The sequence below is a fragment of the Cognataquiflexum nitidum genome (genome assembly GCF_022538055.1).
Taxonomy (GTDB): Bacteria; Bacteroidota; Bacteroidia; order Cytophagales; family Cyclobacteriaceae; genus Cognataquiflexum; species Cognataquiflexum nitidum.
On sequence record NZ_JAKZAM010000031.1, the window covers coordinates 41,332 to 63,317 of the forward strand.

The 21,986-nt window shown below is 41.5% G+C and carries 20 protein-coding genes; 11 read left to right on the forward strand and 9 right to left on the reverse strand.

Annotated elements, in window-relative coordinates; genetic code table 11:
• Positions 1-85 precede the first annotated feature (85 nt).
• Together rseP and MMU07_RS17925 are read right to left on the reverse strand one after the other, a co-directional pair.
• Positions 86-1,405, reverse strand: coding sequence for an RIP metalloprotease RseP (gene rseP / locus MMU07_RS17920; protein WP_241127950.1), 1,320 nt, complete (start codon positions 1,403-1,405; stop codon positions 86-88).
• Positions 1,405-2,571 (reverse strand): 1-deoxy-D-xylulose-5-phosphate reductoisomerase, encoded by a 1,167-nt coding sequence (locus MMU07_RS17925; protein ID WP_241127952.1) that lies wholly within the window; start codon positions 2,569-2,571, stop codon positions 1,405-1,407. Before MMU07_RS17925 ends, rseP begins: the two co-directional genes overlap by 1 nt.
• A 198-nt stretch (positions 2,572-2,769) precedes the next feature.
• On the opposite strand from MMU07_RS17925, the gene MMU07_RS17930 reads away from it, so the two are divergent.
• From MMU07_RS17930 to MMU07_RS17945, 4 genes are all read left to right on the forward strand, one after another.
• Entirely contained in the window at positions 2,770-4,215 is a 1,446-nt protein-coding gene (locus tag MMU07_RS17930; protein ID WP_241127954.1) for a trypsin-like peptidase domain-containing protein, read from the forward strand.
• Between the two features lie 71 nt (positions 4,216-4,286).
• On the forward strand, positions 4,287-4,703 hold the full coding sequence (locus MMU07_RS17935; protein WP_241127956.1) for a nucleotidyltransferase substrate binding protein: 417 nt from the start codon (positions 4,287-4,289) through the stop codon (positions 4,701-4,703).
• Between the two features lie 190 nt (positions 4,704-4,893).
• On the forward strand, positions 4,894-6,171 hold the full coding sequence (locus MMU07_RS17940) for an LVIVD repeat-containing protein (RefSeq protein ID WP_241127958.1): 1,278 nt from the start codon (positions 4,894-4,896) through the stop codon (positions 6,169-6,171).
• A gap of 66 nt (positions 6,172-6,237) precedes the next feature.
• A complete protein-coding gene (locus MMU07_RS17945; protein WP_241127959.1) occupies positions 6,238-6,852 on the forward strand; it encodes a hypothetical protein in 615 nt (204 codons plus the stop codon).
• 58 nt (positions 6,853-6,910) lie between these two features.
• On the opposite strand, the gene MMU07_RS17950 is transcribed toward MMU07_RS17945, so the two are convergent.
• Positions 6,911-7,522: a hypothetical protein gene (locus MMU07_RS17950; protein WP_241127961.1), complete on the reverse strand. Its 612-nt coding sequence runs from the start codon at positions 7,520-7,522 to the stop codon at positions 6,911-6,913.
• 653 nt (positions 7,523-8,175) lie between these two features.
• On the opposite strand from MMU07_RS17950, the gene MMU07_RS17955 reads away from it, so the two are divergent.
• Both MMU07_RS17955 and MMU07_RS17960 read left to right on the forward strand, forming a co-directional pair.
• Complete coding sequence (locus tag MMU07_RS17955; RefSeq protein WP_241127963.1) at positions 8,176-8,892, forward strand: ABC transporter ATP-binding protein; 717 nt, start codon at positions 8,176-8,178, stop codon at positions 8,890-8,892.
• Positions 8,885-10,528 carry a putative ABC exporter domain-containing protein gene (locus MMU07_RS17960; protein WP_241127965.1) on the forward strand — a complete coding sequence of 548 codons (1,644 nt, stop codon included), beginning with the start codon at positions 8,885-8,887 and terminating at the stop codon, positions 10,526-10,528. Before MMU07_RS17955 ends, MMU07_RS17960 begins: the two co-directional genes overlap by 8 nt.
• A 369-nt stretch (positions 10,529-10,897) precedes the next feature.
• On the opposite strand, the gene MMU07_RS17965 is transcribed toward MMU07_RS17960, so the two are convergent.
• From MMU07_RS17965 to MMU07_RS17975, 3 genes are read right to left on the reverse strand one after another with little or no spacing between them, the layout of a single operon-like run.
• Positions 10,898-11,467, reverse strand: a complete 570-nt coding sequence (locus MMU07_RS17965) for a pentapeptide repeat-containing protein (RefSeq protein WP_241127967.1) — start codon at positions 11,465-11,467, stop codon at positions 10,898-10,900.
• Positions 11,468-11,490: 23 nt separating this feature from the next.
• The gene (locus MMU07_RS17970; protein ID WP_241127969.1) at positions 11,491-11,898 is read right to left on the reverse strand and encodes a type II toxin-antitoxin system VapC family toxin; all 408 of its coding nucleotides are present in this window, start codon (positions 11,896-11,898) and stop codon (positions 11,491-11,493) included.
• Positions 11,891-12,127: a hypothetical protein gene (locus tag MMU07_RS17975; RefSeq protein WP_241127971.1), complete on the reverse strand. Its 237-nt coding sequence runs from the start codon at positions 12,125-12,127 to the stop codon at positions 11,891-11,893. The genes MMU07_RS17970 and MMU07_RS17975 overlap by 8 nt, the downstream gene beginning before the upstream one ends.
• Positions 12,128-12,350: 223 nt before the next feature.
• Here MMU07_RS17975 and MMU07_RS17980 point away from each other — a divergent pair, with 223 nt between their 5' ends.
• Together MMU07_RS17980 and MMU07_RS17985 are read left to right on the forward strand one after the other, a co-directional pair.
• Entirely contained in the window at positions 12,351-13,385 is a 1,035-nt protein-coding gene (locus MMU07_RS17980; protein WP_241127973.1) for a galactitol-1-phosphate 5-dehydrogenase, read from the forward strand.
• Between the two features lie 10 nt (positions 13,386-13,395).
• Positions 13,396-14,514: a Gfo/Idh/MocA family protein gene (locus tag MMU07_RS17985; RefSeq protein WP_241127975.1), complete on the forward strand. Its 1,119-nt coding sequence runs from the start codon at positions 13,396-13,398 to the stop codon at positions 14,512-14,514.
• Between the two features lie 168 nt (positions 14,515-14,682).
• Here the strand turns inward: MMU07_RS17985 and tnpA are convergent, their stop codons facing one another.
• On the reverse strand, positions 14,683-15,144 hold the full coding sequence (tnpA, locus tag MMU07_RS17990; protein WP_241127992.1) for an IS200/IS605 family transposase: 462 nt from the start codon (positions 15,142-15,144) through the stop codon (positions 14,683-14,685).
• A 171-nt stretch (positions 15,145-15,315) separates the two neighbouring features.
• Entirely contained in the window at positions 15,316-16,689 is a 1,374-nt protein-coding gene (locus MMU07_RS17995) for a Gfo/Idh/MocA family protein (protein WP_241127977.1), read from the reverse strand.
• A 440-nt stretch (positions 16,690-17,129) separates the two neighbouring features.
• On the opposite strand from MMU07_RS17995, the gene hemN reads away from it, so the two are divergent.
• Together hemN and MMU07_RS18005 are read left to right on the forward strand one after the other, a co-directional pair.
• Positions 17,130-18,491 (forward strand): oxygen-independent coproporphyrinogen III oxidase, encoded by a 1,362-nt coding sequence (hemN, locus tag MMU07_RS18000; RefSeq protein WP_241127979.1) that lies wholly within the window; start codon positions 17,130-17,132, stop codon positions 18,489-18,491.
• A 508-nt stretch (positions 18,492-18,999) separates the two neighbouring features.
• Entirely contained in the window at positions 19,000-19,530 is a 531-nt protein-coding gene (locus MMU07_RS18005) for a hypothetical protein (protein WP_241127981.1), read from the forward strand.
• 83 nt (positions 19,531-19,613) lie between these two features.
• Here the strand turns inward: MMU07_RS18005 and MMU07_RS18010 are convergent, their stop codons facing one another.
• A complete protein-coding gene (locus MMU07_RS18010) occupies positions 19,614-21,401 on the reverse strand; it encodes a glycoside hydrolase family 9 protein (protein ID WP_241127983.1) in 1,788 nt (595 codons plus the stop codon).
• 146 nt (positions 21,402-21,547) lie between these two features.
• Here MMU07_RS18010 and MMU07_RS18015 point away from each other — a divergent pair, with 146 nt between their 5' ends.
• Positions 21,548-21,742 carry a hypothetical protein gene (locus tag MMU07_RS18015; RefSeq protein WP_241127985.1) on the forward strand — a complete coding sequence of 65 codons (195 nt, stop codon included), beginning with the start codon at positions 21,548-21,550 and terminating at the stop codon, positions 21,740-21,742.
• Positions 21,743-21,986: the final 244 nt, after the last annotated feature.

Genomic DNA, 21,986 nt, shown 5'->3' on the forward strand with positions numbered 1-21,986 from the left:
ATAAACATAGTCGAAATAATTGTAAAAAATAAAAAGGGGATGAAAAAAATTTTCATCCCCTTTGAAATCTTGAATTTTGAATAAACTAAGGCCCTGTAAATAACTTCAGGATGTCATTTCCAATGGCAAAAACCATCAATGCTAGGAGAAGGACCATACCAACTTTCTGTGCATTTTCCAAAAACTTATCAGAAGGTGCTTGACCCGAAACCATCTCATAAAGTAGAAACATTACATGTCCACCGTCTAACGCAGGAATGGGCAATAGATTCATGAAAGCCAGAATCATGGAAATCAAACCAGTGATGCTCCAGAATTTGACCCAATCCCAACTGTTGCCATAAATTTTTGCCATACCTATTGGTCCGCTTACGTTTTTGGCAGAAACTTCCCCAGTAAACATCTTGCCTAGGGCTTTGGCATTGACGATCACCACGCCAAAAGCACGCTGCGTGCCCTTGGTGATAGACTGTGCAATTCCATATTTTTTGACAACTGGCTCTAGTAAAGGGTTAACTGCTATTCCGATAGTGCCTTCCTCGGAAATCTGGGCTGTTTTTTCCAATGTTTGCCCATTTCTTTCTACCAATATAGTGGCTTCTTTGCCCTTCAACTCAGCAAGGGAACTTTGCAAATCATTGAAATAGGCGATCTGCACGCCATTGACCCCTAAAATTTTGTCTCCTGCTTTCAACCCGATTTTTTCGGCGGTAGTATTTGGCGAGACTTCTCTTACATCAAAAGGCACCCTGATGTTGATAAAGCTAGACATTGCCTGTTCACTATTGAATGAATTGATAAAGCCTCTTGGAATATCAATCTTGATGATCTCACCCCCGCGGTCAACGGTGTAATAACCACCACTACTTAGTAATGTCTCTCCACCGCTTAATTCATTGATGCTCTCATATGGCAATCCATTGACATCCAAAATCCTATCTCCATCCTGAAAACCGATCTGCTTTCCGATTTCCAAGGCAACAATGCCGTTTTGGATAACTTGGTCCCTTGAATAGTAAGTTTCCCCTCTTTGGTAAACCAAAACCACAAAAATGATGATCCCTGTCACGACATTTACTATAATTCCACCAAGCATGACGATCAATCGCTGCCATGCAGGCTTAGAGCGAAATTCCCAAGGCTGAGGTTCAGAGGAAAGCTGCTCGGTGTCCATGGACTCATCGACCATTCCCGAAATTTTGACAAATCCTCCCAAAGGAATAGCTCCTATGGAATATTCTGTCTCGCCCCATTGGAATCCAATAATTTTGGGGGGAAATCCGATGGAGAATTTCTCCACCCTCATGCCAAACATTTTGGCAGTAAGCAAGTGGCCTAACTCGTGAAGGCCTACTAATATTGACAAACCCAAAATCAATTGGGCAACCATGATCAGTGTATCCATTATACTTTACTCTTAATTAAATCTTCCGTGAGCATACGGGACATTTTGTCCGTATTTACATAATCTTCCAATGTTGGATTCCTGACAAAATCCGACTTTATCATTACCTCTGCGATGATATCCGACATTTCAAGAAATCCGATTTGTTCCCTCAAAAATGCAGCCACAACGATCTCATTGGCAGCATTTAGTATACAAGGTGCATTTCCTCCTCTTTCCAGTGCTTCAAATGCCAAAGCAAGATTACGGAATGTTGAAACATCCGGTTTCTCGAAAGTCAGGTTAGGATATTTAGCAAAATCAAATCTTGGAAAATCTGCCTTTAGCCTGTCTGGGTAGCTCAATGCAAACTGAATAGGAATACGCATATCAGGTAAGCCAAGTTGTGCTTTAATGCTTCCATCTTCAAATTGAATCAGGGAATGGATAATAGATTGGGGATGAACTACTACTTCAATTTGGTCTTTCCTGAGGCCAAACAACCATTTGGCTTCGATTACCTCTAGTCCTTTGTTCATCAAAGAAGCAGAATCAATAGTAATCTTCGCTCCCATATCCCAATTGGGATGTTTTAAAGCTTGGGCTTTAGTCACAGATTCCAAAAACAACCTGTCTTTTCCTCTAAATGGTCCTCCTGAGGCAGTCAGAATAATTTTCTCGATTGGATTATGAAACTCCCCTACCAAACATTGAAAAATTGCAGAATGTTCGGAATCAACCGGATAAATATTCACTCCTTTTTCCCGAGCCAATTTAGTCACCAATTCACCAGCTACTACCAAAGTTTCTTTGTTAGCGAGAGCAATTGCTTTTCCTGCCTCGATTGCATTCATAGTAGGAATCAATCCAGAATAACCGACAAGGGCGGTCAGCACAATATCGATGGTCGCCATGGTGACGACGTCGGCCAAAGCTTTTTCTCCGGCAAAAACCTTGATTCCCAAAGGGAGCAATGCATCTCTTACCTTTTCATATAGCCCCTCATTAGCTATTACCACACAGTTGGGCTGAAACTCAACAGCCTGATTGATCAATAAATCTGCGTTATTTTGGGCAGTCAGGACCTCAACTTGAAATTTTTCGGCGTGTGATCGGATGACCTCGAGGGTCTGTGTCCCTATACTTCCTGTAGAGCCAAGGATGGCTACCTTCTTTTTTCCTGACATTAATTCATTTTGTATTAGCAAGGGACAAAGTCTATCTGTCTGATAAATTCCCTTTTGAACATGACAAAATTACAAGGTTAAAGGACTTTTCCTTCAAATTTTCCAGTCTTTTTGAAAAGGGGTAAATTTGGCACATAAATCGGTATAGTCATCAATAGATGTCACAAAAGGACTAACCCAACGTTACAACTATTCGTTATGGATGTTATGATAAAAAATGCAAAGACAATTCTTTTAGCCTTTACGGCAGGTTTGTTAGGGGCTTGGGTTTTTCAGGAATTTAGCTCAATGTACAAATTTCCTGACAAAAAAATAATTGAAAACTCTGATAATCAATCATTTAATGTCAATTATTCATTAGAGTCTGCCTCTAGTGCTACCACGCCTGTTTCATTTGTAGATGCTTCGGAAAAGAGCACTCCTTCAGTCGTCTTTATAAAGAATTTCTCGGGAACCGACCAAAGACGCTACAGCATGTTCGACTATTTTTTTGGAACAGAACCTACCCAACGAGTCAGTACAGGTTCAGGAGTAATCATCAGTGCTGACGGGTATATCATTACCAACAATCACGTCATCGACCGTGCCGAAACCATCGAAATTGTCCATCAAAAACGAACCTATCCGGCCAAACTAATAGGAACAGATAAGAATACCGACATTGCAGTATTGAAAGTGGAGGCGACAAATCTACCCGCAATTCAGTTAGGGAGCAGCCGTGCCCTCAAAATCGGAGAATGGGTGATTGCTGTAGGAAATCCCTTCAACTTGACTTCAACAGTGACAGCCGGTATTGTCTCAGCCAAGGAAAGACAGATCAATATTTTGGGAGGTGAATTTCCTTTGGAGTCTTTTATCCAAACAGATGCCCCCATCAACCCGGGCAATTCAGGGGGAGCTTTGGTCAATATCAATGGAGAATTGGTCGGTATCAATACTGCTATTCTTTCTAGGACGGGTTCTTATACAGGATATGGATTTGCAGTGCCGGTGGATATTGCGATGAAAATCGCCAATGACCTGATCAAATACGGTGAAGTACAGAAAGCCATCCCCGGTTTGGAAGTAGTTGAAATCACTCCCGAACTCGCCGAGGACATGAAATTACCCTCACTGGATGGAGTTATCGTGACACACGTGGTCAGGGAAGGTGCAGCAGAAAAAGCCGGCATGCAAAAAAATGATGTGGTGACATGGATTGAAAATATTGACATTACCGGAAAGGGAAGTTTTGAGGAAGTCCTTTCCTATTACAAACCCGGAGACAAAGTGCGTGTACAGTTCAAGCGTGGAAATGAACTCAAAACTGCAACCCTCACCCTTCAAAATCTGGAAGGAACCACCGGAGTCATCAAGAGAGAATATTACGCTTCCAACTTGCTTGGAGCAAGGTTAGAATCCGTCAATACCATAGAAAAAGACAAGTTCGGTATCAATTATGGCATCAAGATCACCGGTATTTCTCGTGGATATTTGAGGGATCTTGGATTGAATAACGGCTTTGTAATTACAATGGTCAATGGAGAACCCGCCACAAATCCGGAGCAAGTTGGCCTATATCTAGAAAAATTCAGCGGAAGGTTAAGACTCGAGGGAATTACTCCAAGCGGACAACCCTTTATGCAGTCCTATAATGTGAGATAATTTTCCTAAATTAAGGTTTTGCAATCCACATCTACAAGATGAATTGTACTCCAAAATAGACACCACTACTTATGAAAATAGCTCCTCCCTCTTGCGAAAAATGCTTTGACGACTACAAGGATGCTCTTGATGAATTGCAAGAAGTTGTAAGGCTGTATAAAACCGCCCCTTTGGATGCTAAAATGCAAAAAAAGGTCATCCGTACTTTTGAACTGACGCACGAACTAGCCTTGAAAACCATTGTGGAATTCTTCAAAAAACAAGGCCGGCAACAACCTTTTTCAGGTTCAAGAGACACTACGGTAGAGGCTTTTAATGAAGAACTGATCGACGACGGCAAGGGATGGCTCGACATGATCATCGAAAGAATCAAATTTAACCCTCTTTATACTGAAGATTTTCAAGGCGAGTTTGCAGAAAAAATTACCAAAAAGTACATCAAACTCCTTGAAAATTTTGAGCGGAAATTGACTAAAAAACTGGAGTAGGATTGGAAAATGACAGGGTGAGCTGCAAAACATCAATCTGTACATTGATCCGAACACGAAGTTTATTTTTGAAAATGAAAATTTCTGCAATTTTTTTAATACCCATTGTAGCACTATTATACTATGGACCGTCAAGGGGATACAAACTTTTGACAAACTGTTTTTCTCCTACACCAAATATTTTACCGCTATGAAAAATAACACTAATCCCACTATTGGTAAAAGTCTCCATCTAGTATTGGCCTTTATGATGTTTTTGGTGTTGCCTTCCTGTCATGACGAGGTCACCAACACCTACACTTATAAAACCATCATTCCGGTTTATCTCCAAATGAGTACTGTAAGGGAGGCAGACATCATCATAGAACCGGGGAAAGAATTGGATAACCCAGGCAAAATCTACATCTACGAGGATTACCTATTCATCAATGAACCCCAAAAGGGAATCCATATACTCGACAACTCCAATCCTGCTGATCCCAAGAACCTCAATTTTATCAATATTCCGGGCAATGTAGACCTAGCCATAAACAGCAATATCCTTTACGCAGACAATTACGTGGATCTCTTGTCTTTTGATATCAGTGATGTGAGGAGTATCAAAATGGTAGGAAGGGAAGAAGATGTATTCAAAAGCATGTATTCAAATTTTGACACAGGACAAATCATCACTTGGAAAGATACTGTCCTAACGAGCGAATCCGATAGGATGTGGGGTTGGGCAGGATGGTGGGGAAGACCGGAGTTCTCGTCGTTTGCTAATGATTCCGGTAGCAAAGGAGGGGGTCAAAGTTATGGTCAGGGTGGTTCCATGGCGAGATTCACCCTGATGAGTGCGCACTTATATGCAGTGGACCAATACAGTTTGAGGGTATTTGATGTCACAAAAGAAGATGAGCCCACCTTTATCAAAAACATTGAGTTAGGATGGGGAATCGAAACCATTTTCCCTTTTCAGGAAAAACTCTTCATCGGTTCAACCACCGGTATGCATATCTATGATGCGAGTACGCCTTCTGATCCGAAAAAAATGGCTGAATACTCCCATTTCACGGCATGCGATCCTGTAGTGGTGAATGAAGATTATGCCTTTGTGACGCTCCGCAATGGCGAATTTTGCCGTCAGGGAGTGAATGAATTGCAGGTTTTAGACATCAAAGATCCTTACAATCCAAAGCTGCTGAAATCCTATGCCATGCTTAATCCGCATGGGTTGGGCCTTGCGGGTGATTACCTCTATATCGCTGAAGGAAAACACGGCCTCAAAAGCTTCAATGTGGCTGATGTGATGAACATCGACAAACATCAGCTTGAATTTTTGAAATCCATGAAGTCTGTGGACATCATTCCCGGTCCAAAATCCTTGATTGTTATCGGCCCGGACGGCGTTTGTCAGTTTGATTATTCCACTCCTTCCAAACTCAAACCGCTAAGCTGCATTCAGGTCAAAAAGCCTGTGATTGTTTGATTTATTTTTCCTAAAACGCTCCACGGGCTCAAAACCCTTGGAGGGTTCTTCACTTTCAAAAATAAAATGAAAAAAAGCCTGCATCTTTTTCTTGTCCTCTTTTCTTTGATAGGAAAAACCTATTCCCAAGAAAAAACCTTTTTCAACCAAACTGATTTTGGCACTTCGTTCGGGCAGGTGAAGACCCTTTTTGAGGAATACACGACACGGGTCAATTTTTCATTCCAAACATTGAACGGAGTAAGAATCAATAAATACCATGCAACGGGATTTTTGGTAGGAGTGGATACCTATCCTAATCTCACCCTGATGCCATTGGGCTTAGGCTGGAGAGGTTTCATGGACAAAGGGAAAAGACATACCTTATTTGCGGGAATGGACTTGGGGGCTGCCTCAGCCATGTTGGAAAAAAGAGTAGAAACAGAGTGGACAGAATCCTGGTATGAAGGAGGTTTATTTTTGAACCCGAGCATAGGAATCCGACGCCAATCCAAAAAGGGAAAACATGCATCTGTCTTGAGTATTGGATACAAAAGGCAGGAAGCAAACTTTTATGAGGGATCAAAAGAAATCGGTTTTTCCTCATTCAGAGATGCCTCCATCCCTCCGGGATTTAATTCTATACGTAGGGAAGAGTACATTTTCAATAGCTTGGCCCTGAAATGGGGATTGATTTTTTAAAATCGGAAAAGGCAATGCCTTTAATGATTGCCTTGTCCGATTTTATATATGTTTTTACTTAATTCCTCCATTTACCGCCACCAACATAGAATCCAATGGCGATACCCAGATAGCTGTTGGCACTTATCCCAATTACATCCCCCTGTAAATTCACCAAATCAGATTTTGGTATAAAATTATAATCTAGTCCTAGCCTAAACTTCCTTGCTTCAAATCCTGCCCTAATCATGGGTGCAATAGCTGAATTTGTAGACAAAGTCCCATAATCGTCTGGATCTATTGTTGTATCTACCTCAAAACTGCCAAAACGTGCCCAACCAAGCCCAGCTCCAATAAATGGTGCAAAATTGCTCCCTGGCTTCTTGAAATAATAATCATAGGTCAAGGCAATAATGCCGTTGGCAGAAAGTTTTCCTGTCGCATCATCTGTTGATTGGATATAAACTACATCTCTTGCCATGGTGGCACCGCCAATCCTCAAGCCAATATTCATATTTTCTTTAATATTGTACTTGGGTTCTAAATAATATAAAATCCCGCCCCCACCTGCACTTGGAACGGTGTAGCCTAAATCCAAGCCAATCCGGAATTTCCCTTTTTCCTGGGCATTTGCCAAACCTGTAAAACAAAAAAAATACAGGATGGCCAAAACAAACATTGCTTTTTTCATATTGTTTATAAAATAATGATTTAGGAAAGATTAATAAAATTTTACAATTTTTAGGTGTTAGTTACGTAAAAAAAATATGGAAGGTTCATTGAAAATTGTGAATTTTCAATCCTCTTTAAAAATTATATGTCAATATTTTGTAAAAAAAAAGGGAAATAAACGACTTTGCAAAAATGATATCCAAAAACCAACCGGAACATTAAGGAAAACAACTAAGCGAAATCGTAACGTAATCGCCATTTAAGCGAGGATGTTTCAGCGATTAAGAATTCCTATAGAGTTTTTAAAGATCAGATTTTAGTACAAAAGTATTGTCTACTGCCAAGTATTGGTGCTTCAAATTCTACCCTTAATACCGGCACAATTGAAGAACTGTAAGCCAAAACCTTGATTTTTTTGATTTTAATTTTGAGAGTAATTTCCTATTGACCGATGATGAGATTAAATTCATCCTTATGGTACAAAAAGAACATAATCAATGGCCCATTTCCAAGATATTGAAAAATAGCTTGTAAAATCGAGTATGATTTACACATGGATCTTTAATTATATTTATTAATGTAAGAAAATCGGCGTTTATCTTCAAGTCTTAAACCAAAATCCGCCGAAGGCGTTACATTTGCCGAAGATCAAAAACTTTTACGTACGCCATCATGCTTGAGGTTTCGGGATTAATCAAAAAATACGGCAAACAAAATGCCGTCAATGACATCAGTTTTTCATTACAAGGCGGGGAAGTAGTCGGGCTATTAGGTCCAAACGGCGCCGGAAAAAGTACCACGATGAAATGTATCGTGGGTCTGCTTCGCAAGACTGCCGGAGAAATCCAGATCGGAGGTCATGACCACCTGTCAGTAGCTGCAAAGAAGTATTTCTCTTACATCCCCGAAACACCCCATGTCTATGACCTGCTTACTGTCAAAGAACATATGCAGTTTATTGCACAGGCATATGGCATAAGGGATTGGAAAGACAAAGCAGCCGAATTGATGGAAATCTACGACTTGACCGACAAAGCGGACAAACTCGGCCGTGATTTGTCAAAAGGGATGCGCCAAAAAGTGTCCATCTGTTGTGCTTTGTTGCCAGATCCACAAGTTTTGTTCTTTGACGAACCAATGATTGGCCTAGATCCAAAAGCCATCAAAAACACCAAAAAAATATTCAAGGAGCTCAAAGACCAAGGAAAAACCATTTTAGTCAGCACACACCTTATCGATAGCGTCGAAACTATCGCTGACAGAATTATGATCATGAAAGATGGCAACATCATCGGCAATGATACCATATCCAATCTCAAGACAGCCTTTAGTAGTACAGGCGACTCAAGTTTAGAAGACCTCTTTTTAGAATTGACCAAAGATGAATGAGTTCAAACTTCTGATCCGTAAAGACCTTTTTATTCTGGTCAATAACATCAAGCTGATCCTCAGAAATCCCCTGAGGCTGTTGCCTTATGTGTTTGTGTTGGGCTATTTCAGTTTTTTCTATTTCCGAAGAACAGGCAAAAAACAAGAAATCAACACGGATGAAATTGGGAACCTTCAGGACGCTGCCGGTCAAATTGAAGAAGTGGATTTTGCAGTTCAGAATATTGCCGGGGGAATTACCCTATTGGCTTTGGCATTCCTGATGTTTCAACTTTATCGGGCTACGAAGAAAAACATCAGCTTCTTCAGCATGGCTGATGTAAATTTGCTTTTTACCTCGCCCGTTTCACCTCAGAAATTGCTGATGTATTATATGATTAGGTCAATCATCCCATCATTGGGAGGATCTTTTCTGTTTGTCATCTATAGTACGGCACAACTCAATGATGTTTTTGATCTCAACTTCTGGAATCTGGCGTTGATGTCCATCGGCGTGACATTATTCTTTTTTATTCTTTCGCCGATCAAGTTTCTGATCTATACGCTCAACACCAAGTATAATATCTTGGGATATATCAAAAACGGTGTATTTGCACTCGGAGTGATTCTCTTCCTGATGGTGCTGATTCCAGGAATGATGGCAGAGAAATTTTGGCAGGGAATGTTTGCTTGGATCGGTTCATCATGGTTTGATTTCTTTCCACTTGTCGGCTGGAGCCGGGGGATTATCACTTTTGTCAGCCATGATAATCTCTGGAGTTCAATGGGCTTTATTGGCGTTTACCTGCTTTCATTTTTAATTATTGTACAGCTCGTACTGACTCATGCTGGGTATTATTATGAAGATGTCCTCGATTCGACCCAATCCAATGAGGAGGTGAAGGAGAAAGCAAAAGGGAAGCAGCAAGCTTCTGAATCTACAGGAAGCCTCAACCTCAATAAGAAACTAGAACTGAAAGACTTCGGTACCGGTGCAACGGCATTATACTGGAGAAATTACGTCCACAGTTCGAGACAGGATTTCCATCCACTTTTTGGATTGTATGGCTTAGGATTCGCAGCAATTGCCATTATCATGGCCATTTTGTCAAATTTCGAATGGTTCTCTCACAAGATCATATATGGATACCTGATAATGATGGTAGGTTTTTACTTTTTGGCAGGAATGGGCAGATCGAGTGTGGGGGATTTGAAAAAACCCTTTTTTATCTTGATTCCTGCTTCTTGGCCTTCCAAGTTTTGGAACATGATCAAGCTGGACATTTATCAGACTTTGATTTTTGCAGTAATTATGATCATCCCCACGGTGCTGATAGCAGACCTGAATTGGGGATTGATGTTGCTGTTTCCTTACTGCATGGTGGCGTTTTATCTAACGGGCTTTGCCATTACACTCACGACGCAGGTGGGATTTGAAGAAGGTTGGGACAGGAAGCTGATCAAGCCCGTTATTATTGGAGGGGTGTTTTTATTTGGGATTTTACCTTCCTTGGCGGCAGGCATATTTGGGTTTGTCATCTCAAGACAATTTATATTTGCGATGACTGGTGTCAGCATGGGTATTTTCGTCGTGGCTGCAGTGATGCTGCACGTGACCTTGGATATCATCAGCAAAGTGGAATTTAAGGAAATGTGATTTTTGGTTCAAGACTGGAGGTGTTTTTTATTGCTCACGCAAAGACGGAGAGAAAAATAAATGATGAATTCAGAATTATGAATGATGCCCCCTTATCTCTGAGTTCTCAGGGCACTCCTTTGGTAAATTTTCTTGGATTCCCTTTTGCGACCATTGCAAAACCTTTGCGTCCATTGCGGTAAAAAAACCAGTAAGAGAATTTGGAAAATAAAGTCTGAAGACTTTCTCATTTTAGTCCAAGTCTGTAGACTTGAACTAGTGTTGGTTCAAGACTTAGTCTTGGGCCATCTCAATGCAGTCTTCGGACTGCTATTTCGAAAAAAATTTTAGATCGAAAGTCCAAGTCTGAAGACTTGAACTATGCTTGAACTACCCAATTTCAACTCCATATTTTCCCAATAAACCCGGAAGTCCATCGAGGGCAAACTTTGCTTTTTTGATCCGGTTTCTCTCGGGATCGATACTGAAATTGGATGCATTCCTGAAATCTGCCCTTTCCAAAACGGTATTGTCAAAAACTGCTCCTGAAAGATCCGAGTCGTCAAAAATGGATGCACTAAAATCCGCTTCTGAAAAGTCAGATTCCTTCAACCTGCAATTTTTGAATACTGTCTTCTGCAGCTTTGTTCTGAAAAATGAAGCATGGTCCAAAACACAATTCTCAAATCCCAAGACCAAACCTATGATTTCGCATTTGTCAAATCGCAAACCCAATAACTTGCAGTCTTTGAAAACCACCTCTCTGAAAGCTGTTTTGAAAAGATTTGCCATACTGAGGTTACAACCCAAAAATTCACATTCGATAAAAACAGATCCCGACAAGTCAGCATTTGCTAAATCACAGCCCTTAAAAATACACGACTCATATTCCCCTTTGACAAAAGTCTTAGATTCATAATCAGCATTGGTGAATGTTTGGGATTGGTAATAATTAGGCATATCGATTGGCTCAGGAAATCAGACTATTTGCTTTTCCAATTTTGAATTTTCAAATCCCTTATTCTACCAAAATGATTCACATTATTGGTTACCAATGTTAAATTATTTTCAATAGCTATTCCGGCAATCAGTAAATCAATATCATCCACAGAATTTCCTGACTTCCTTAATGAGGAATATAAATCAGAGGAGATTTTTGATGAATTGATTGTAAGTGGTAGTATGATATTTCCGGACATGAAATCATCAAAAACTTCTAATTGCTTCAAAGCATTTTTTGCAAGCAAACCACTAGTGATTTCATAATGGGTAATAATGCTGATTTCGATAAAATTAAAATGCTCTAAATATTCCTTGAATTTAATCTTTACCTCTTGATCTCCTCTAAAAAAATATGAAAGGATATCTGTATCAATCATTACCCTATCCATCTATTCTTCTTTTACTGTTTTCTCTCCTTGCAATCAATCTTTCAGTAAAATCATTTGCTATATCCTTATCCAAATCATTCCATGAGCCAGAAAAAGACAAAATATCTTCTTTATGTAAGGTAGGGTTTTCAAGCTTAAGGATAAAATTCTCCAACAACTCCAGCTTATCTGAAGGTATCTGTTTGATTTTTTTGGAAAGCCTATTTCTTAACTCAGTTTCTTTAATCATAACCGTAACTTTAATTAAATGTAAGGATTTTTACGAAAAATTGGTTTACAAAAAGAGTCAATAAATGTCGTTCATCGAAATTCTAACCATTTATTTGAACTGAAATTAATAGAAATTAATGGATCGGAATCCTTTCCGCATCTTATTGGTCCATTCGACCATAAGCTTTCCTATTTCTTCAAAATTTCCCTTATTTTTAATTTCAAACTCTTTACCCTTGAATATGAAAGCGCTGGTACTGGAATCCTACAATAATCTGGTGTATAAAGACATGCCCGAACCGGAATACAAAGCCAATGAGGTGTTGGTCAGGGTCAAGGCCTGCGGAATCTGCGGAAGTGATATCCACGGTTTTGACGGGAGCTCGGGGAGGAGAAATCCACCCCTGATCATGGGACACGAGGCATCCGGGGTTATCGTGGAAGCGGGGTCCGCTGTCAAAAACTATAAAGTCGGCGACCGGGTCACCTTCGACTCCACTGTTTACGATCTTGACGATTGGTACACACTCAAAGGAAAATACAACCTCAGTGATAGCAGGATGGTGCTTGGCGTTTCTCCCAAAGAATATAAAAGGCATGGCGCTTTTGCGGAATATGTCGTTGTCCCTGAACACATCCTTTACCACTTGCCGGATTCGGTGACTTTTGAACAGGCGGCCATGGTGGAGTCAGTAGCTGTCGCGGCCCATGCGATCGACCTCACTCCCATCAATCTCCGTGACACGGCTTTGGTAGTGGGCACAGGCATGATCGGACTATTTTTGGTACAGTTGCTCAAACTTTCCAATGCAGGTACTATCATCGCCATTGACATCGATGACCAAAAATTGGACCTTGCCAAAAAATTCGGAGCAGAACATACTTTCAATTCAGCAACCGATTCCAATATCCATGAATCCATTTTGGCACTCACCCACAACCGAGGCGCTGATATAGCTTTCGAAGCTGTCGGTGTCAGTGCGACCATCAAAATGGCCATTGAAAATGTAAGAAAAGCAGCGACGGTGACTTTGGTGGGCAATATTTCTCCAAAAGTAGAAATCCCGCTTCAGGCTGTTGTCACACGGGAAGTCCGTCTGCAAGGCAGTTGTGCCATCGCGGGAGAATATGGCATCGTACTCGAATTGATCGAAAAAGGACTCGTCGATGTGGACTCCTTACTGAGTGCTACTGCCCCATTGGAAGATGGTGCATCTTGGTTCAGAAGACTGTATGCCAAAGAACCAGGACTGAACAAAGTAATCCTTCAACCCTAACCTAACCAACATGTATAGAACCGGAATCATCGGCTGCGGCAAAGTAGCCCACCTTCACGCCAAAGCTTTGAAGCACCTTCCCACCTCGGATTTTGCGGCAGTCTACAGCAGGACTTTGGACAAAGCAAAATCTTTTGCTTCGGAATATGGCGTCAATGCCTATGACAATATCACGGAGATGGTGGAAAAGGAAAAACTCGACCTTGTCATGGTCTGCACGCCACATCCAAATCACCTTGACCCCACCCTCGAAGCCATGGCGGCAGGCGCACATGTGATCGTCGAAAAACCCTTGGCCTCAACTTTGGAGGACTGTGATGTGATGATTGCTGCGGGTAAAAAATACAACAAGAAACTTGGGACGATCAGCCAAAGGCGATTCTATGAACCGGTCATCAGGTTGAAAAAAGCCATTGACGATGGGAAAATCGGCAGACCCATCCTCGGCACGATCAACATGCTGAGTTGGAGGGATGAAAAATACTACAAATCCGACCCTTGGAGAGGTTCCTGGGAACATGAAGGCGGCGGCGTGATGGTCAATCAGGCACCGCATCAGCTAGACCTCCTTGTTTGGCTGATGGGAGAAATCGATGAAGTGTACGGAACTTGGGCCAATATGACCCATCCCTACATCGAAGTCGAAGACACAGCTTTAGCGATAGTCAAATTCAAAAACGGCGGTCTGGGAAGCATCTTCCTCAGCAATTGCCAAAAACCGGGAATCCATACCAAAGTACAGATTCACGGCAGCAACGGCGCTTCCGTGGGCGTGACACCTGAGGCAGGTGCCATGTTTATCGCAGGTGTATCAGGCATAGCAGGGCCACCTGTCAATGACCTTTGGACTGTACCTGGAGAAGAACATCTGATCGCTGAATGGACCAAAGAAGACACAGAGATATTCAACAGCATCGATCCCACTGTCCATTATATCGAAAAGCAGATTGAGGAATTTTTGGATGCCTTGACAGCAGGGCGAGAACCCCTCATCACAGGCGAAGAAGGACGCAAAACTGTGGAGCTTTTCACCGCCATCTACCGCTCTACCCGCGACAACAAACCCGTCAAATTCCCCCTATTCCCAGAAAAAGATAGGGAAGATATGGATGGGAGGGTGAAAGAGTAAATAGATAATGGATTCGAGAGTTTGGTGAAAATCAAAATTTGATCAACTCCGAAGGGGTGTCATTTTTATAGGATAAACCAATATCACATTTCCAAAAACCCCGAAGGGGTGAAATGATTATAGAAAAGAAAGATCATAATTCGCAAAACCCCGAAGGGGTGACATGTTTCAATGAATCCAATCGAACAAATATTTTTCTTCATATTCAATTTCAAACTTCTTCAAAAATGAAATGTATTCCTGTTTAAAGGAAATTTTCATGTGATGCTCTTCTTGGTTTAAAATATATTGATATACATTATCCAATTGGGAATGGGAATAAGAAAACGCACCATATCCTTCCTGCCATTCGAACTTCCCTTTTACAAATTTATTCTCATTGATGAAGTTGGAAGAATTATTTTTAACGTCCCTGATAAGATCGGATATTGACATCGCAGGTTTGATTCCAACAAAAACATGTACGTGATCAGTTACCCCATTTACAATTATGGGTTTATGCTTTTTGCCTTTAATTATTCCTGCCATGTATTTAAACACTTCCTCTCGCCAAGGATTTAGCAAGAGGTTTTCTCTCCCCTTAACGGCAAAAACATATTGGATATAGATTTGGGAAAATGTTCCAGGCATGTAGCATATCACCCCTTCGGGGTTTTGGTGGTAAAACAATAATTTTTTTCTATAATACTATCACCCCTTCGGGGTTCAAAATGGATAATCAATTCTTGAATCCTCAATTGAATTCTCGGTCCAATTCTACACACCACTCTACTTCCGTCTTCTGACTTCCCTCCCTTTCCTCTATCTCCCCCTCCCACTCTTCTTCAATTCAATATCTGTCAGATCGGCGACTTTGATGGGTTTGCCGGATTCGATGGAATTGCGGGCGGCGATGCCGACAAGGATGGACATGGCCCCGTCACGGGTTCCGGCGGATTGTCGGTAAGGGTCGGACATGTTGGGATCTAGGAAAAGCTTGTCTTTGAGACGGGTATCTCCGCCTCCATGACCCCCGCCTCCATGAGGAATCACGATGATTTCTGTTTCTCCAAAGTTTTTGGTCAGGCGGATTTCGTCTTCCTCTTTTTCTTCCCAAGGTTGGCTTTCTTTGATCCAAGCCTCCACGCGGCCTTTGGTCCCATTGAATGCGATGCGGTAACCTTCATAAGGTGAATATGTTGTCAGCGAATAACTCACCTGAACCCCATTCATATATCGGATCTGAACCGCCATTTTATCATAAATATCAATATCCTCCCTGAAAACACAGCCGTCTCGAAGGTAACCGTCATGGTGCTCATTGTTGACATAAAGGTCCACCATATGCTTGCTTTTGGTGATGTCCCAATAAAAATCGCATTTGGATTTGTGTGGGCAAGGACGGCAATTGGTACTTCGGAAAGGCCCGTTCTTTCCATAAAACTCCAAAGCTCCATAGGCAAAAACCTCCTCCGCGTCCGAATCCAACCACCAATTGAGCAGGTCAAAGTGATGCGTGGATTTGTGGACGAGGAGCGTCCCACCCTTTGCTTTGTACCCATGCCACCGGCGGAAATAATCCGCCCCATGGGAAGTATCAAGATACCAATGAAAATCCACGGAGGTGATGTCACCGATTTCACCATTGCGGAGAATTTCATAGATCCGCTGACGGTGGGGAGAATAGCGGTAATTGAAGGTGACGATGACTTTCTTGCCTGATTTGCGCTCGGCGTCTAGAATAGCCTGACACTTATCCTCATCGGTAGTCATTGGTTTCTCGGTGATGACATTGATCCCTGCTTCCAAAGCCTTGATGATAAAGATGTGGTGCGTAGAATCCATTGTGGTGACGATGACTACGTCAGGTTTGCGCTCAGCAAGCATTTGGTCAAAATCGGTAAACAGCGGACAATCTACCCCAAGGTGCTTCTTTCCAAATTCCAAACGTCCAGGGTTTATATCGCACAGACCCACAAACTCGATCTGATCCTTGTAGACATTTTGTACGTCTCTCCCAAACATGTTGACTCCCCGAACGCCCAAACCAACGAGTGCAATTTTCATTTTTGCAACAGGATTGTCATGGAGGGTGAGTGCTTCTGCAATGCCATTGAGAAAAACAGAACCTGCTGCGAGTGACGCGGATTTTGCTAAAAATTTCCTTCGTGAAGAATCAGTGGAATGGGTTTTCATGGGTTTGGGATGTTGGTTGAGTTTAAAAATATCAAATTAAGTTTTAATGTCCATCCTTTTCTTTCGGGTAGGGTTTTTACTTTTTGAAAAAAAGAATTGTAAAGGAAGATTTAGTAAGGTTTAAAATATGTGTTTGCTATTTATTCAACCCCTATCAGGGTTGTTGGCTCTCTTGAAGATTCCTTTTGCCTCTGGATTCTATCCGGGGTAAATAACCTGATGGTATTTAATCCCATTCGGGATTGGTGTGAAAATAGATCTTCCATATTTTTAAAGAATATCAAAATGAAATATGGCAGTCCCTTTTTACGCAAATGCGAAGGATAATTTCCAAAAACCATTTCCAAAATAAAACCATGACATTTATCATCTTCTACTGCAGTATTGGTCATGAAAATCCGCAACCTAAAAAGTGAAATTTGTGGGAAATATTTGTAGCAATGACAGCAATCTCACCACGACTTCTCCATAAATATAACGTCCCGGCACCACGCTATACCTCCTATCCGACCGTACCCCTTTGGGCCGACGACCTCAATGAACGGGGTTGGATCAGTTTGGTCAAAAAGGCCTATGAGGACTTTGGCGAATCGGAAGGAATCACCCTTTATATCCATCTTCCTTACTGCGAAAGCCTCTGTACCTACTGCGGCTGCAACAAGCGGATCACCAAAAACCACGCTGTAGAAACGCCCTACATCACTTCAATCATGAATGAATGGGATGCTTATTTGAAAATATTGGACACAAAACCCAAACTTGCCGGAATCCATCTTGGAGGGGGAACACCCACATTTTTTTCCCCTGAGTCATTGGAAGAAATGTTGGGAATAATCATCGGAAGCTCGGAAGTCATGCCCGATGCCGTATTCAGTTTTGAGGGACATCCCAACAATACCACACGTGGACATTTGCAGACTTTGTTTGATTTGGGTTTCCGCAGGGTGAGTTACGGCATCCAGGATTTCAATGAAGAAGTCCAAAAAGCCATCCACCGCATTCAGCCTTTTGAAAGGGTCAAGGAAGCCACTGATGTAGCACGGGAAATAGGCTATACTTCGGTGAATTTTGATTTGATCTATGGCTTGCCTCATCAGACAGCCGAGACGATCAGCGCTACTTTTGAGAAAGTCGCCGAACTCAAACCCGACCGCATTGCCTTTTACAGCTACGCGCACCTGCCATCGGCATTTCCTTCCCAAAAAAGTTTTGAGCAATTTCTTCCCAAGGAATCAGAAAAAAGGAATCTCTACGAAAAAGGAAAACAGATCCTCACAGAGATGGGATACCTGGAGGTTGGGATGGACCATTTTGCACTGGAAAATGATCCGCTTTATATCGCTAAAAAAAACAAAACCCTCCACCGTAATTTCATGGGCTATACCACCTCTCCGTCCAAGATATTGTTAGGCTTGGGCAACAGTTCCATATCAGATGTCTATTACGCCTATGCCCAAAACACCAAGGAAATAGACCTTTACAAAGAACAAATCAGCTTGGGACATTTTGCGATCAGCAAAGGACACATGATGTCCAATGAAGATATTGAAACCAGAAACCTGATCCTGAAACTGATCTGCAACCATGAAGCGGATTGGAACTTTTGTTACTATTCTGTATTGGGAAAAAGAAACTGGGAAAAGTTAAAGACTTTTGCTGAAGAGGGAATCATCGAATTTGACGCCAAGGGAATCAAAATCCTGTCAACCGGGCTGCCTTTTATCCGCAACGTATGCATGGTTTTTGACCTCAGGATGCAGGAAAAAGAGGAGAGGAAGTTTGGATTCAGTAAATCAATCTAAAAAGATATTAATTGATATTCAAAAATTGATATTGTTGGATATTCACGCCTGATCGAAGTAATATCAATTAGTATCCCAATATCATTTAAATGCTTTAGTCGTTTTGTAAACCCGTATAACTATAGAAAAAGCCCCGATTTGGGGCTTTTTAAATTTATCAACCATCCTTCTATTTTACACAATAGAAACATGATTTGTGTAGAATGATATTGGTGGACTATGGACTGTGGACGATTTTTTAATCTTGAAATATAGTCCCAATCATCAAAACCTACATGGATTTTTAAATTAACCGCAAAAGGAATTCCCTCATCTTTACGATAATAAAATTTAAAAATCAGTTGAATTTATAACATCTTAAGAATAAATTAGGAAGAGTTTTTACTCTAAACCATACTTTTCCCATAAACAGTAACTTATGTTGAGGTCATTTATAATTCCAAAGAAAACCAAAATCAATTTGTCACTATCTAGCAAGTTCCTTCTTTTCCCGTTAATTGCCTCGCTAGTGCTTATTCAAAATAATATATTTGCCCAAGACGAAGCTGAACTATTCACTGCCAAAAATGCTATTTATGCTGAAGTCGGTGGAAATTCCAGTCTGTATGCACTCAATTATAGTCGTATTTTCCATCAAAAAGGCAGGCTGAAAATTTCAGCTAGTGCAGGTTTTTCAATGCGATATACAAAGGCAAGTGAACCGATTTATCCATCATTTTGGTCACCTTCATGGTCTTCTGAGATCACAGCTTTTTTGGGAAAATCTCGCCATCACTTGGAGTTTGGAACTGGGTTCTTAACCTCTCAAAATCGGGATTTTATTATTGACACCAATTATCAAAATAACATTAGGGAGCAAGTGTATTGGGATCAATTTCTTACGGGAAGAATTGGCTATCGCTATCAGAAACCTGATGGTGGTTTCTTTTTTAGGGCAGGGTATACTCCAGTGTTAGTATTCTATAATTCAGAGGGTGCGGACTATGGGGCAGAATTTTATCCTGTTCGATTTGGAATAAGTGCAGGAATCAGTTTTTAACATTACACTGGCGCACCTAAGCTACTATAGCAACACAATTTATTCCCAATTTTCACCTTCACCCACCCTTTCCCATTAGAATCTCACTTGCCCTTACTAAAATACGTCATCATCAAGATTGATCCAGCGGTACCGTCCATAGTGGGTTCGTTGGTGCTGTAATCGCCCACATCGTCATGGTAGACCACATGTTCATTTTGAAATTGGGCAAAAACATCCGGTTTCAAAAGCCTCAAACCAAGTAGGTTGTTGTAAATCGAAGTATAAACGGGCCCATCTACCAATCCTCCCGGAACCTGCATATCCAACAACACATAAGGCGCTGTATGCACTTCCACAGGATATTCTCCACCTTCAGGCATTTTGGTAAACATGGATGTTCCCCATGGATTTCTACCAAAAAGCCAATCCCGCTGGGCCTTCAAAAAGGGCTCAAACTGCTTGTCCTCGCTCATTTTCTCATACAATATCACCTGAGTCGCCAAGCTTGTCAAGAGATTATTGCTGCACCAAATGAAAGGAACTCCCACATGAAAAGGGTTTTGTTGCGCCCGCTTCAAGGTATATTTGATTCCGTCAAGGTAATATCCCTCCAAGGTTTTTTGGAAATCAGCATCCACCACGCCATGAAGAGCAAAATGTCCCATGTTGATAAATGGATACAATTGGTAATGGGATGCAGAATCTTTGACTGTCCAACTGTCAGCCGTGTTGCTCAGTACAGCATATTTTTTGGCTTGTTCCAGGTAGGTTTTGTCCTTGGTGGTTTTATACAATTCGGCAGCCGCCCACTCCATGTCATCGGCCCATGTCTCTTCATTGTAGCGGTAAGGCGCACCGTAGGAATTACCCTGTTGGTAGCCTTCCTTTTCCCTTCCCATTTGGTAAAGTGAAATGGCAGCTTTCCTGCATGTCTCGGCAAATTCCGGATCTTTCAGATCTTTTTCCCAGATCCTTGCCGCCAAAGCCAAAGCCGCAGCACTTCTCCCGGCAAGGTTGGCCACTCCGGTTGCTTCACTTTGGTACTTCATCAGGCCCTGTGGTTTTCCCGTGGCAAAGTAGGCTGCCCGGTAAGAATTGGCACCCCAACCGTAATCCGCATTGTCCTGGTTTGGAATCTTAAAACCCCTGTGGTCCCGGTCATCAGCTACCTGATGGAAAAGTTGGTCCGGTGCCGGATGCATTTTTAGAATCCAATCAAGCCCCCACTTCGCTTCGTCCAATACATCCGGGATTCCGTTTAGACCGGATTGACCCAAAGCATTTACCTTGTCCTCAAACCTGTCGGGATACAATTCATACGCCATCAGCATGTGCGCAGTCGCATAGCTTGAAGTGATGAGGTATTTGAGTTGGTAGCCGGCATCGTGCCAACCGCCACTCAGGTCCACATAGGTGCTGTCTGCCATCGGACCAAAGAAAGTCCGTCCGTCTTTTGCATGGCAGACCATGTCCAAAGTAGGATTGTAACCACAGCGCTGTTGCCGCATAAATTCCAAGAGAGATTCCTGTTGTCCGGTGTATGCCTCCTCTCCGATCGGAAAAACAGATGATTGGCTTTTGCTTTTTTTCCCTTGGAGAAAATATGCACCTGGTTCGGTTACTTGAGAAAAATCAGCTTCCCAATACAGGAAACCTCCCCATTCATTGGTTTGGAGTCGCTCGGGCTTGATTTCCAAAGCTACTTTTCCGGTGGCTTGGTTGATAAGTAGGAAATTTTCTTTGACAGTATTCTTACTGAAAACAACCGCCACTTTGGTATCGGCGGGCAGGTAACCGAGTTGGTTGATGCGGATGTGGATTTCTTCACTTGAAAAGAGATTATTCAGTAACAACAGAAAAACAGATAGTATCTTAAAATTTAACAACATACTTTTTCAATTTGGGTCATTGATGAATTGAGATTTTCCAGTGAGGGATTCAAGAATGAAAATAGTAAAATTGGAGCTGAATAGTTTTGTTATTTGCTTATCGGTATTAAATTGATGTTCATTTCCATTTTAGATTTATAAAAACCATGGGTCACCTAGTTATTAATCCCGGAACCGAAAAAGAAAAGGCCTTTTTGAAAGAGTTACTTCAAAAGCTAGGCTATGAATCTGTCGAGATTGATTTGGAAGAGGCTGAGGACATTTCACTTTTGGATATGATGGTCAAAGAAAAAAAAGGTGATTATGTATTGAAAAAAGAATTATTAAAAGTCCTAGAATAGGAAAATTTTTCCCTTCATTAAATCTTACTATCCCTTTTTTCAGTCAATTCAAAAATTGAAGGTTATCAAATTCCAATGATCCCTCAATCCATAAATAAATCTTGTATGTTAGTTGCGGGGAGGAGTGATCCCGAAACTTCGGGAGGCCGGCTCCGGCCTTGTGCGTGGGTCATGTACTGAAATAGGTTGACACAATTTAATTCAAAATTGTAAACCTATACACGGACAAAATGCGTGAATCAGA